Origin of the sequence: Caballeronia arationis, from assembly GCF_001544975.2 — a bacterium.
In the GTDB taxonomy this organism is placed as follows: domain Bacteria; phylum Pseudomonadota; class Gammaproteobacteria; order Burkholderiales; family Burkholderiaceae; genus Caballeronia; species Caballeronia arationis.
In genome coordinates this window covers 94,837-107,963 of sequence record NZ_FCOG02000013.1, presented here as the reverse complement: position 1 = coordinate 107,963, position 13,127 = coordinate 94,837, and the positions used below count along the sequence as shown (strand labels likewise).

Below are 13,127 nucleotides of genomic sequence, written 5' to 3'. Positions count from 1 at the left end.
TTCCCCCAAAGTTTTTGCGGTCGATGCCGTAAACCACTTAACGGCGGTCTCTCGCCGAATCGACAAGTGAGGACTCGACTGTGCTGATTTTCGTGGGAACGCTCGTGACGCTGTTGTCCGTTTTCGGCGGTTACGCGCTGGAAGGCGGCCACCTTGGCGCGCTCGTGCAACCGGTCGAAATCCTGATGATCGCGGGTGCAGGCGTCGGCGCGTTCATCCTCGGCAACGGCATGAAGACGATCAAGGCCACGCTGAAGGTCATCCCCACGCTGTTCAAGGGCTCGAAGTACAACAAGGACGTGTACATGGAGCTGATGGCGCTCCTCTACGTCCTGCTTGCGAAGGCGCGCAAGGAAGGCACGCTCACGCTCGAGTCCGACATCGACGATCCCCACAAGAGCCCGATCTTCAGCCAGTACCCGAAGATTCTCGCGGACGAGCACATCGTCGTGTTCCTGACGGATTACCTGCGGCTCATGGTCGGCGGGAACATGAACGCGTTCGAGATCGAAAGCCTGATGGACGAAGAGATCGAAACGCATCACGTCGAGGGCGAAGGGCCTGCGCAGGCCCTGCACAAGGTCGGCGACGCGATGCCGGCGTTCGGCATCGTCGCGGCGGTGATGGGCGTCGTGCATACGATGGCCTCCGCCGACCAGCCGCCCGCGATTCTCGGCGAGATGATCGCGCAGGCGCTCGTCGGCACGTTCCTCGGCATCCTTCTTTCGTATGGCCTGATCGGGCCGCTCGCGAGCGTGGCGGAACAGCGTGTCGCGGAGTCGACGAAGATGTTCCAGTGCGTCAAGGTGACCATCCTCGCGAGCCTTAACGGCTATGCGCCGGCCATCGCGGTCGAGTTCGGCCGCAAGGTCCTCTTCTCCACCGAGCGTCCATCGTTCTCCGAACTGGAAGAACACGTGCGTCGCGTGAAGGCGAAGTGACGTGCCGTCATGGCGCGTGACCTAAAAGGCATCGGGATGAGCAACGACAAAGACCGTCCGATTTTCATCAAGCGCATCGTGGGCCGCCGCAAGGGGCATCACGGCGGCGCGTGGAAGCTCGCCTACGCGGACTTCATGACCGCGATGATGGCGTTCTTCCTGCTGATGTGGCTGCTGAGTTCGGTGTCGCCGGTGCAGCGGCGCGGCATCGCGGAATATTTCAACATGCCGCTCAAGGCGGCGATCCTGGGCGGCCAGAGCACCGGCATGGATTCGAGCATCCTGCAGGGCGGCGGGCGCGACATTTCCAGCCCCGATCAGGGCACGACGCGCATGGGCGACGGCCAGACTTCGTGGGCCAAGCGCACTGCCGCCCAGCGCGACGAACAGCTCCTGAAGGAAGCGCAGAACGAACTCGAACGGCGCGAGCAGGCCCGCCTGCACGACCTGCAGGTGAAGCTGATGGCGGCGATCGAAGCAAATCCGACGCTGCGTCAGTTCAGGCAGCAGATCCGCATCGATTCGACGCTGACGGGCTTGCGTATCGAGATCGTCGATACGCAGAAGCGGCCGATGTTCGCGATGTCCAGCAACAACGTGCAGCCGTACATGCGCGACATCCTGCGCGAGATCGGCAGGACCCTGAACGACGTGCCGAACCGCATCGTCGTACAGGGGCACACCGACGCCGTGCAGTACGCGGGCGGCGAGAAGGGCTACAGCAACTGGGAACTGTCGGCGGATCGCGCGAATGCGTCGCGGCGCGAACTGATCTCGGGCGGCATGGATGAAGCGAAGGTGCTGCGGGTACTCGGCCTCGCGTCGACGCAGAACCTGAACAAGAAGGACGCGATGGACCCGGAAAACCGCCGCATCAGCATCATCGTGCTCAACCGCAAATCGGAAGAAGCGATGACGCGCGACGATACCTCCGCGACCACGCTCTTCGACAACGCCGCGGGCGCAGGCGGCAACGCGGCGCCGGGCGCGCGGCCGCTCATCGACAAGCTGGCGCCCGCCAGGGCGAGCGCACCGAAGCCATCGCCGCAGGCCGCGATCGAGTCGCCGATGCAGCGCGTTTCGACCGCGCAAAGTACAGCCACAGCCGCCACGACAGCCGCGGCGCCCACGACGGCGACGCAGTGACGGCTCCGCAGACAGCCACCCCTCGGCCGGACATCACGAGCAAGAGACTTCCATGATCAAGAACATTCTGGCAATCGACGATTCCGCCGCCATGCGGCAGATCCTCTCGGCCACGCTGACCCTTGCGGGCTACGGCGTGACGGTGGCGTCCGACGGCATCGAAGGGATCGAAGCGGCGCTCGCGGAGCGCTTCGATCTCGTGCTCACCGACCATCACATGCCGGGCAAGAGCGGGCTCGACCTGATCGCCGAGCTGCGCGCGAATCACGCGTACAAGGCGACGCCGATCCTCGTGCTCACGACCGAAAGCGGCGAGCCGTTCAAGGATGCCGCGCGCGCATCGGGTGCGACGGGATGGATCGAAAAGCCGCTCGACCCGGAGCTTTTGACCGAACTCGTCGCGGCGTTGTCGGAAGAAGCGCCCGAGGGTTCAAGCTAGGCTCAAGTATCTGAATAAATATCCGAAAAACCGGACACGACAACCGAACGCGCATAGCGACGCCGACTGACAGCATCTCTGCGGTGAATCAAGCATGACTCTCGACATTACCCAGTTCTATCAAACGTTCTTCGACGAAGCCGACGAACTGCTCGCGCAAATGGAGCAGCTCCTGCTCGTGCTCGACATCGCGAACCCCGATCCCGAAGACCTTGCGGCGATCTTCCGCGCGGCGCATTCGATCAAGGGCGGTGCCGCGACATTCGGCTTCACCGCGCTCACCGAAACGACGCACATCCTCGAATCGCTGCTCGATCGGGCGCGCAACAACGAACTCGTCCTGCGCCGCGACATGATCGATACGTTCCTCGCGACCAAGGACGTGCTCTCGGACCAGCTCGCCGCGTATCGCGCGAGCGCCGAGCCGGATGCGGCCGCGGCCGCGTCGATCTGCGCGAAGCTCGAGCGCCTGAAGAACGAGGGCGCGGTAGCACCGGCCGCACCCGAAGCGCCCGTTGCGGCGGCAGCGGCCGTCGCGCCCGTGCAGGCGGAATCGCTCTACGAAGGCCCGAATGCACCGCCCGCGCACGTGATCGCGCAGGCGGAGAAATTCATCGAAGACGACGGCAACTGGGACGGCGCCTTCGAGATGACGGATTCGGAATTGAATGCAGGATCCGCGCAGGACGCGACGCCGGGACACATCGGCGCAACGGGCGAAGCCGGCGCGGAAGCAGGACCCCACCTGAAAATTACGCTACGGGGGGTGGGCGAGAAGGACCAGGCTCTGTTGACGGAGGAGCTTGGGAATCTGGGCGGTATCGTCGAGCAGAAGAAGTCGGGCGGCGACCTCGTTTTGTGGCTCGACTCCGACGTCTCTTCGGATGACATCGTCGCCGTGTGCTGCTTCGTGATCGACGAGGCGCAGATCATCGTCGGTCGCGGTGATGGCGGAGCGGCGTCGCAGGACGAGGCGCCGGCGGCAGCAACCGAAGCAGTGGTTCACACGCAGGGCCAAGAGGCGGCAGCAGCAGCGCCCAAGGGAGAAGAAGCGGCACCGGCGGCGGCGCAAGCCGCTGCCGGCAACCGCCCGGCAGAAGCGCCGAAGGCGAGCGCTCCGGCCACGGACACGGACAAGAAGGCACGCCCGGCCGCAGCGGCATCGGCGGAAGGCAGCTCGATTCGCGTCGGCGTGGAGAAGGTCGACCAGCTGATCAACCTCGTCGGCGAACTGGTGATCACGCAGGCGATGCTCGCGGAAACCACCAGCACCTTCGACCCGGCATTGCACGATCGCCTCTTCAACGGCATGGCGCAGCTCGAACGTAACGCGCGCGACCTGCAGGAAGCCGTGATGTCGATCCGCATGATGCCGATGGACTACGTATTCAGCCGCTTCCCGCGCCTCGTGCGCGACATCGCCGGCAAGCTCGGCAAGGAAGTGGAGCTCGTCACGTTCGGCCAGGCGACCGAACTCGACAAGAGCCTGATTGAACGCATCATCGATCCGCTCACGCACCTCGTGCGCAATTCGCTCGATCACGGCATCGAGACCGTCGATGCGCGCCGCGCGGCGGGCAAGTCGTCGACGGGTCAGCTCGTGCTGTCGGCGGCGCATCACGGCGGCAACATCGTGATCGAAGTAAGCGACGACGGCGCCGGCCTGCGTCGCGACAAGATTCTCGCGAAGGCGCAGAAGCAGGGCATGCAGGTCAGCGAGTCGATGAGCGACGAGGAAGTGTGGCAGCTCATCTTCATGCCGGGCTTCTCGACGGCCGAGCAGGTGACGGACATTTCCGGACGCGGCGTCGGCATGGACGTGGTGAAGCGCAACATCCAGTCGATGGGCGGCCACGTCGAGATCATGTCGCGCGAGGGCAAGGGAACGACGACCAAGATCGTGCTGCCGCTCACGCTGGCGATTCTCGACGGCATGTCGGTGAAGGTCGGCAACGAGATCTTCATTCTGCCGCTGAACTTCGTGATGGAGTCGCTGCAGCCTGTCGCCGAGGATATCTACACGGTCGCCAACGGCGAGCGCGTCGTGCGCGTGCGGGGCGAGTACCTGCCTCTCGTGGCGCTGCATGACGTGTTTTCCGTCGAGGGTGCGCGCACCGAGCCGACGCAGGGCATCGTCACGATTATGCAGACGGAGGGACGCCGCTTCGCGATGCTGATCGACGAACTGGTTGGCCAGCAGCAGGTCGTGGTGAAGAACCTCGAAACGAATTACCGCAAGGTGCACGGCATTTCCGCCGCGACGATCCTGGGCGACGGCAGTGTCGCGCTGATCGTCGACGTGGCCGCGCTCAATCGCGAATCGCGTGCGCAGCACGGATCGCATGCTCATTCCTAATTTTGCAAACCCAACCGGATTCGGGGGCTAACGTGGCAGCAGACATTCAATCCATTCATTCCGCCGCGGCATCGCAGCGCCGCGACGCGCAGCACGCCGAGGCCGCAGGCCAGGAATTTCTCGTCTTCACGCTCGGCGCCGAGGAGTACGGCATCGACATCCTGAAGGTTCAGGAGATTCGCGGCTACGACAACGTGACGCGCATCGCGAATGCGCCGTCGTTCATCAAGGGCGTGATCAATCTGCGCGGCATCATCGTGCCGATCGTCGATATGCGGATCAAGTTCAATCTTGGACGTGTCGAGTATGACAACCAGACGGTTGTGATCATTTTGAATGTCGCGCATCGCGTCGTTGGGATGGTCGTCGATGGGGTGTCCGATGTGCTGACTTTGACCGCCGAGCAGGTCATGCCCGCGCCCGAATTCGGCGCTACGCTCACGACCGAATATCTCACCGGGCTCGGTACCGTTGACGGGCGCATGCTCATTCTCATGGACATCGAGAAGCTCATGACCAGCAAGGAAATGGAACTGATCGACATGGTCGCGGCTTGAGGATTTGCTGGCGCTTTGGGGTCCAACACCGTTTGATGTTTCTGCGCTCCTGTGGAACTTGCTTTGCCTTTGGTCTATTAGCACGCCCCTGTGCGGGGCGGCAGTTACTTTCTTTGCTGCTGCAAAGAAAGTAACCAAAGAAAGCAGCTTTTTCAGGCAGCAGTCTTAGCACGGCAACGCACTAGCAATACCGAGTGGGCCAGCCCCTAAGTGTCGCCCTCAAAGAACTTTAGCGGCTTGGTGCGCGGCACGCACTGTGACATCGCACAGCCAACAAATTGGCACAGCAGTCATTCATCCGTTTTCGCTTCGCTGGACGAAAGGTGCATTCGTCGCGCGGTTTAGGTTCGCGGTCGTTGCAATCCGCTGGTTCTCGGTTGTGCCCGTCGTCCGAGCGAGGCGCGGACGGACCGGAACGGAGTGCATACCACTCCGTTGGAGTTTCAGTGGTGTCAGTGCGTGCGCGCGCCAAGCCCAGTGGTCCTTTGAGGGCGACACTTAGGGGCTGCGCCACTCGGTATTGCTGGTGCGTTGACGTGTTGTGACTGCTGCGTGAAAAAGCTGCTTTCTTTGCTTACTTTCTTTGCAGCAGCAAAGAAAGTAAGTCCCGCCCCGGACAGGGGCAGTGCTAATAGACCAACACCAAACAAGCGCCTCAAACGGTGCCAACAAACAAACAGCAAAACGCAGCAAAAGAACCCGTACAGATTGAAGGAAACAGAATCATGTTCAAGAAGTGGTCGATTCGTACGACGCTGACCCTGGTGGGTCTGCTCTTCGTGAGCTTTGCGGCGGTGGTCGGTGCGCTGGCACTGACGGGCCTGACCTCGGCAAGCACCTCCTTATCCGCGCTGGCGCAACAGGACATGGTGTCGATCCGTGCGCTCGGCGAAGCCTCGTCGTACTTGCTGCGCTCGCGCGTGACGCTCGATCGCGTGCGCTCGCTCACGGAAGCGGGCAACGCCGATGAAGCCAGGAAAGCACTGGACCGCGGCCAGTTCCTGCTCGACAAGTCGAACGAGAACTGGAAGCTCTACATCGAAACGCCGAAGCCCTCGCTGCCGCAGGCAACGCTCGACTCAGTGATCGCGCAGCACGACGCGCTGCTGCACAACGGCGTCGAACCGGAATTCACCGCGATCCGCGCCGGCGACATGGCCGCCTATCACGCCATCGCCGATACGAAGATCAGCCCGATGTTCGTCGCGTTCGATACGGCCGCGTCCGCCGCCGTCGCGTTGCACCTGAAGCACGCGGAAGAACTGCGCTCGAACGCGACGTCGCACATCGAGACGCTCAGCGCGGCGATCGCCGTCGTGCTCGTGCTCGCCGTGCTCACTCTGCTGGCAACGCGCGTCGCGCTGCGCGGCCTGATCGTGCAGCCGATCAACGACGCCGTCGATCACTTCGAACGCATCTCGCGCGGCGATCTCACGAAGTCCGCGCACACCGACAAGACCAACGAGATCGGCCGCCTCTTCGCGGGCATCGAACGCATGCGCACGAATCTCACGCAGATGGTCGGCTCGGTCCATCGCGGTGCGGAATCGATCGACACCGGCGCGCGCGAAATCGCGAGCGGCAACACCGATCTCTCGCAACGCACGGAAGAACAGGCGGCATCGCTGCAGGAAACCGCGTCGAGCATGGAAGAACTCACCAGCACGGTGAAGCAGAACGCCGAGAACGCGCGCCAGGCGAGCCAGCTCGCGGTGAACGCATCGGATATCGCGTCGCGCGGCGGCAACGTCGTCGATCAGGTCGTCGACACGATGAACGCGATCGCGTCGAGTTCGAGCAAGGTCGTCGACATCATCGGCGTGATCGAGGGCATCGCGTTCCAGACCAACATCCTGGCACTGAACGCGGCCGTCGAAGCGGCCCGCGCCGGCGAGGAAGGTCGCGGTTTCGCGGTCGTCGCAGGCGAGGTGCGCTCGCTCGCGCAGCGCAGCGCGGCGGCGGCGAAGGAAATCAAGGCGCTGATCGGCGACTCGGCCGCGAAGGTCGAAAGCGGCTCGGAACTCGTCGCACAGGCGGGCGAAACGATGGGCGAGATCGTGCAGGCCGTGCGCCGCGTGACCGACATCATGGGCGAGATCAGCGCGGCCTCCGAGGAGCAGTCGGACGGCATCGAGCAGGTCAACCGCGCCGTCACGCAGATGGACAGCGTCACGCAGCAGAACGCCGCGCTGGTCGAGCAGGCGGCGGCAGCGGCGGCATCGCTCGAAGACCAGACGCGCCAGCTAAAGGACATCGTCGGGCACTGGCAGATCGAGAGCGGGGCCGTCAAGCCGAGCGCATCGGTCGCGGCGGCACGTCTGTCCGGCGCGGCACCGCGCGTCGAGCCGGCCCCGCTCAAGGCCGAAAGCCGCAACGACAGCACAAAAATCTCGCCGGAGCCTAACGTCGCGCGCAATCGCGCCGTTAATAAAGGTACGGGCACGGCCGCCGCCAGGCAAGGCGCGACGAGCGCCCCGGCAGCAGTGTCCGCAGCACCGGCCGTCTCGCCCCGCGCGACGGCGCGTGCCGCGGCCACCGCGGACGGCGACTGGGAAACTTTTTGACGCAGCACTTTTGAGGCAGTTCGATACGACCATGCAGGTTTTCGGCATCTCGCCCCGTGACGGGCGACTCATCGAAGCGCGGGCAACGGGCCGCCTGGTCGCCGAAGACCTGCATCGCGACGCGATGCGGCTTCAGTCAGGCAAAAGGCAGTGAGGCAAGAGGCATCATGATGGCAACGCGCCAAGCACGCATCGACACGACTGAACGTCCGCGGACCTCGGATGTCGAGCGCGATTTCGAATTCACGTCGGCGGATTTCGCCCGCATTCGCGAGCTGATCCACCGCCGCGCGGGCATCTCGCTGTCCGACCACAAGCGCGACATGGCGTACAGCCGCCTCGCGCGGCGCCTGCGCGCCTGCGGCATCGACACGTTCCGGCAATATCTCGACCGCCTCGAAGCGAGCGATGACAGCGCCGAATGGGAAGCCTTCGTCAACGCGCTGACCACCAACCTGACGGCGTTCTTCCGCGAGTCGCATCACTTCCCGATTCTCGCGGACTTCGCGAAGCGCCGCCAGCAGCCGGTCTCGGTGTGGTGCTCGGCGGCGTCGACGGGCGAGGAACCGTATTCGATCGCGATGACGCTGATCGAAGCGCTCGGCGAACATGCGGCGCGCCAGTGCACGGTGTTCTCGACCGACATCGACAGCCAGGTGCTCGCCAAGGCCGACGCGGGCGTCTACTCCCTCGACCAGGTGAAGCAGTTGAGCCCGGAACGGCTCAAGCGCTTCTTCCTGAAGGGCACGGGCGCGCATGCCGGTCTCGTTAAGGTGCGCCCGGAAGTGCGCGCGCTGGTGAAGTTCGATCGCCTGAACCTGACCGACGCGCACTACAACCTGAAGGGCCCGTTCGACGCGATCTTCTGCCGCAACGTGATGATCTACTTCGACAAGCCGACACAGGCGCAAGTGCTGTCGCGCTTCGAGCCGCTGATGAAGCCGGGCGCGCTGCTGTTCGCCGGCCACTCGGAAAACTTCACGTATGTGACGCAGGCATTCCGGCTGCGCGGCCAGACGGTGTACGAACTCGCGCGCGACGCGAAGGGCGCCGCTCCGAAGCAGGCGCGCGCGCTTGCCGGGGAGCCGGCATGAGCGGATTGCCGATCGCGTCGAACCTGTATTTCGACAACCACTTCCAGAAGCCTGGCGTGAAGCTGCTGCCGAACGAGTTCTACATGACGAGCGAGGACATGGTCCTCGTCACCGTGCTCGGTTCGTGTGTCGCGGCGTGCATCAACGACCGCACGGCGGGCATCGGCGGAATGAATCACTTCATGCTGCCCGATGACGGCTCGGACGCGTCGCATGCTTCGTCGGATTCGATGCGCTACGGCGCCTACGCGATGGAAGTGCTCATCAACGAACTGATCAAGCGTGGCGGACGTCGCGAGCGCTTCGAGGCGAAGGTGTTCGGCGGGGGCGCGGTGCTCGCGGGCATGACGACCATCAACATCGGCGATCGCAATTCGGAATTCGTGCGGCGCTATCTCGCGCTGGAAAAGATTCGCATCGTCGCCGAGGACCTGCAGGGCGCGCATCCGCGCAAGGTCGCGTTCATGCCGCGCACCGGCCAGGTGATGGTCAAGAAGCTGAAGACGCAGCAGGAAACGAGCGTCGTGGAGCGCGAGCAGGCGCTCGTGCGCACCACGCCGGAAGAACGCGCCGAGCGGCTCGCGCGGGCGCGGGCACGCGTCGAGCTGTTCAATCAGGCAGGCACTGGCGGCTCGAAGGCCCGCGTGGAACTGTTCGGCACGTCCGCTGTTTCCGCGACGGCCGCCCGTCCGGCAGCGGCGAAGCCGCGCGTCGAATTGTTCGGCGCCGCCGCTGCAACGACTGCCACCCGTGCCGATAACGGCACGGCAAAGACTACGGCGAAGCCGCGTATCGAATTGTTCGGGGCGGCGCAGGCTCCGGGCGTGAACGGTCTCGCTCGCGCGGAGCGCGGCGCCCGGACCGCGGAGGAAGCATGACCACCACCCAGCAAGGGCAAAAAATCAAGGTGCTGTGCGTCGACGATTCGGCGCTCGTGCGCAGTCTGATGACCGAAATCATCAACTCGCAACCCGACATGCACGTAGTCGCGACCGCGCCCGATCCGCTCGTCGCACGCGAACTGATCAAGCAGCACAACCCGGACGTTCTGACGCTCGACGTCGAAATGCCGCGCATGGACGGCCTCGATTTTCTCGAAAAGCTGATGCGCCTGCGGCCGATGCCGGTCGTGATGGTGTCGTCGCTGACGGAGCGCGGCAACGAAATCACGTTGCGCGCGCTGGAACTCGGCGCGGTCGATTTCGTGACGAAGCCGAAAGTCGGCATCCGCGACGGCATGCTCGACTACGCCGAAAAGCTCGCCGACAAGATCCGCGCCGCCTCGCGCGCCCGCGTGCGGCAGACGCACCACGTAGCGCACGCGGCAAGCGGCGGCGCGCCGGCCGCGGGCGCGAAGCCGGCGCCGATGTTCAACAATCCGCTCGTCAGTACGGAAAAGCTGATCATCGTCGGCGCGTCGACGGGCGGCACCGAAGCGATCCGCGAAGTGCTCGTGCCGCTTCCGCCCGATGCGCCCGCCGTGCTGATCGCGCAGCACATGCCGCCGGGCTTCACGAAATCGTTCGCGCAGCGCCTGAACGGACTCTGCCGCATCGCGGTGAAGGAAGCGGAGCACGGCGAACGCGTTTTGCCGGGTCACGCGTACATCGCGCCGGGCCACGCGCACCTCGTGCTCGCACGAAGCGGGGCCAACTATGTCGCGCATCTGTCCGATGCGCCGCCGGTGAACCGGCACCGGCCGTCGGTCGATGTGCTGTTCCGCTCGGCCGCGCAGCATGCGGGCAAGAACGCGCTCGGTGTGATCCTGACCGGCATGGGCCGCGACGGCGCTGCCGGCCTTCTCGAGATGCAGCAGGCGGGTGCGTACACCTTCGCGCAGGACGAAGCGAGCTGCATCGTCTTCGGCATGCCGCGCGAGGCGATCGCGACGGGCGGCGTGAGCGAGATTTCACCTTTGCAGGAAATGAGCCGGCGCGTGATGGCGCGGCTTGCATCGATGGGCGAACGCGTGCAGCGCGTCTGAGCGTTCGCGGCACGGATTCGGACTGGATTTGGAATCAACGCGCGGTGACGAGCCGCATTGAAAGAACACAGGAGTGACTGAAGATGGACAAGAACATGAAGATCCTCGTCGTGGACGATTTCCCGACGATGCGCCGTATCGTGCGAAACCTGCTCAAGGAGCTGGGCTATTCGAACGTCGATGAAGCGGAAGACGGCGCGGCCGGCCTCTCGCGCCTGCGCGGCGGCGGCTTCGACTTCGTGATTTCCGACTGGAACATGCCGAACCTAGACGGTCTCTCGATGCTCCAGCAAATCCGCGCCGACGCCACCCTGTCGCACCTGCCGGTGCTGATGGTGACGGCGGAATCGAAGAAGGAAAACATCATCGCGGCGGCGCAGGCCGGTGCGAATGGTTACGTGGTGAAGCCGTTCACGGCCGCCACGCTCGACGAGAAACTCACCAAGATTCTCGAGAAGCTGGCGAAAGCGGGGAGCTGATCGTGAACGATCTCACTAATCAAAGCGAACTCGCCGAGGTCGCCGAAAGCGACGGCGACGCATCGAGTGATCGCATCCTCGCGCGCATCGGCCAACTGACGCGTACGCTGCGCGATTCGATGCGCGAACTCGGCCTCGACAAGCAGGTCGAGGCCGCGGCGCAAATGGTGCCCGACGCGCGCGACCGCCTGAAGTACGTGGCGACGATGACCGAACAGGCCGCCGACCGCGCGCTGAACGCGATCGAACTCGCGAAGCCGATGCAGGAAGCGATGCAGCGTGACGCGCAGGCACTCGACGCGCGCTGGGGCGAGTGGTACGAAGCGCCGCTCGCGAAGACGGAGGCGGGCGAGCTGATCGCCGACACGCGGGGTTTCCTCCAGCGCGTGCCGGAAAACACGCAGGCGACCAACGCGCAACTGCTCGAAATCATGCTTGCGCAGGATTTCCAGGATCTGACCGGCCAGGTGATCAAGAAAATCACCGACGTCGTCTATCTGATCGAGCAGCAACTGCTCGGCGTGCTGCTCGAAAACATCGCACCGGAGCGGCGCGAGCAATTCGCGGCATCGGCGGCGGCGCTGGTTTCCGCGGGCATCAACCAGGACACGCTGCTCAACGGGCCGCAGATCAATCCGGAAGGACGCACCGATGTGGTGCAGGATCAGTCGCAAGTTGACGATTTGCTCGCCAGTCTGGGCTTCTAGGTCAGGCCGCAGGAATCCTCCGATAATTCGGGTACGGGGCGCATGAATGGCGCCTCGCGCGGGTTGTCGGGCGACTAATTTCGCCTTCTCGTCGTATTTTTGAGAAGAACCGCCCGGCGCGCGTGCGGTCCCGAACTTCCGGCTCACGGCTTTCGACTGGCATACTTCGCTTGCCTGGCCCCCACCGCGACCCGTCGCGACGCCGCGGGCCGACCTTTGCAAAGACCGTTCCGGCCCGATGGTGGCTGATCGAACGGTCGGACGCCAAACGCAGGAGGAGCAGTGAAGTCACCGATTCAATTCAACAAAGGCGACGCCGGGTCACTTATGACCCGACGCGCGGTTTCGCATGCCGTGTTGCCTTTGCTCGCCAGTCTGGTCGCTGCATTTGCCGCGGCCCCGGCCCACGCCGTACTCGGCGGCGCGCCGATGACGACGCCGAACGGCGCCACCGCGAACCGCGCCGTCGCCAAGACGGCGGTCGTGCCGGGCGCGTCGTCCGCAAGCGGGGCGTCCGCGTCTGCGACGTCGGGAGCCTCGTATTCCGTCCGTTCGACGACCCTCGGCAACGGCACTGTGGTGAACGAGTACGTGTCGACCGATGGCACCGTGTTCGGCGTCGCGTGGCACGGTGAGCGCATTCCCGACCTTCCGGGCCTGCTCGGCAACTATTTCCCGCAGTATCTGCAAGGCCTGAAGGCGCAGCGCGCCGCGCGCGCTAGCCGCGGGCCTGTCAGCGTGCAGGATTCGGGGCTCGTCGTTCATTCGGGCGGCCACATGGGCTCGTTCGCCGGACAGGCGTATCTGCCCGAGAAGCTGCCCGCCGGCGTCAGCGGCAGCGACATTCAGTAACGGACGGG

At 64.4% G+C, this 13,127-nt stretch carries 12 protein-coding genes; all 12 read left to right on the top strand.

The annotated features are described in order from the left end of the window. Positions 1-80 precede the first annotated feature (80 nt). The 12 genes from motA to AWB81_RS10525 all read left to right on the top strand — a co-directional run bounded on the left by motA (position 81) and on the right by AWB81_RS10525 (position 13,119). Positions 81-941, top strand: coding sequence for a flagellar motor stator protein MotA (gene motA / locus AWB81_RS10585; protein WP_062634950.1), 861 nt, complete (start codon positions 81-83; stop codon positions 939-941). A 36-nt stretch (positions 942-977) separates the two neighbouring features. After that, positions 978-2,087: a flagellar motor protein MotB gene (motB, locus tag AWB81_RS10580; RefSeq protein WP_087134886.1), complete on the top strand. Its 1,110-nt coding sequence runs from the start codon at positions 978-980 to the stop codon at positions 2,085-2,087. A 52-nt stretch (positions 2,088-2,139) separates the two neighbouring features. Then, on the top strand, positions 2,140-2,526 hold the full coding sequence (locus tag AWB81_RS10575; RefSeq protein WP_062634948.1) for a response regulator: 387 nt from the start codon (positions 2,140-2,142) through the stop codon (positions 2,524-2,526). A gap of 94 nt (positions 2,527-2,620) precedes the next feature. Then, on the top strand, positions 2,621-4,882 hold the full coding sequence (cheA, locus tag AWB81_RS10570; protein ID WP_062634946.1) for a chemotaxis protein CheA: 2,262 nt from the start codon (positions 2,621-2,623) through the stop codon (positions 4,880-4,882). A gap of 32 nt (positions 4,883-4,914) precedes the next feature. Beyond that, positions 4,915-5,439, top strand: a complete 525-nt coding sequence (cheW, locus tag AWB81_RS10565) for a chemotaxis protein CheW (RefSeq protein ID WP_062634944.1) — start codon at positions 4,915-4,917, stop codon at positions 5,437-5,439. Between the two features lie 725 nt (positions 5,440-6,164). Further along, complete coding sequence (locus AWB81_RS10555) at positions 6,165-8,003, top strand: methyl-accepting chemotaxis protein (RefSeq protein ID WP_062634942.1); 1,839 nt, start codon at positions 6,165-6,167, stop codon at positions 8,001-8,003. 167 nt (positions 8,004-8,170) lie between these two features. Next, positions 8,171-9,097, top strand: a complete 927-nt coding sequence (locus AWB81_RS10550) for a CheR family methyltransferase (protein WP_062634941.1) — start codon at positions 8,171-8,173, stop codon at positions 9,095-9,097. Then, positions 9,094-9,975: a chemoreceptor glutamine deamidase CheD gene (gene cheD / locus AWB81_RS10545; RefSeq protein WP_062634938.1), complete on the top strand. Its 882-nt coding sequence runs from the start codon at positions 9,094-9,096 to the stop codon at positions 9,973-9,975. Before AWB81_RS10550 ends, cheD begins: the two co-directional genes overlap by 4 nt. Then, positions 9,972-11,081, top strand: coding sequence for a protein-glutamate methylesterase/protein-glutamine glutaminase (locus AWB81_RS10540; protein ID WP_062634937.1), 1,110 nt, complete (start codon positions 9,972-9,974; stop codon positions 11,079-11,081). Before cheD ends, AWB81_RS10540 begins: the two co-directional genes overlap by 4 nt. Positions 11,082-11,164: 83 nt before the next feature. Continuing rightward, positions 11,165-11,560 carry a chemotaxis response regulator CheY gene (gene cheY / locus AWB81_RS10535; protein ID WP_062634934.1) on the top strand — a complete coding sequence of 132 codons (396 nt, stop codon included), beginning with the start codon at positions 11,165-11,167 and terminating at the stop codon, positions 11,558-11,560. A gap of 2 nt (positions 11,561-11,562) precedes the next feature. Beyond that, a complete protein-coding gene (cheZ, locus tag AWB81_RS10530) occupies positions 11,563-12,267 on the top strand; it encodes a protein phosphatase CheZ (protein ID WP_062634932.1) in 705 nt (234 codons plus the stop codon). Between the two features lie 327 nt (positions 12,268-12,594). Further along, on the top strand, positions 12,595-13,119 hold the full coding sequence (locus AWB81_RS10525; RefSeq protein WP_062634930.1) for a DUF2844 domain-containing protein: 525 nt from the start codon (positions 12,595-12,597) through the stop codon (positions 13,117-13,119). The last annotated feature ends 8 nt before the right edge of the window (positions 13,120-13,127 follow it).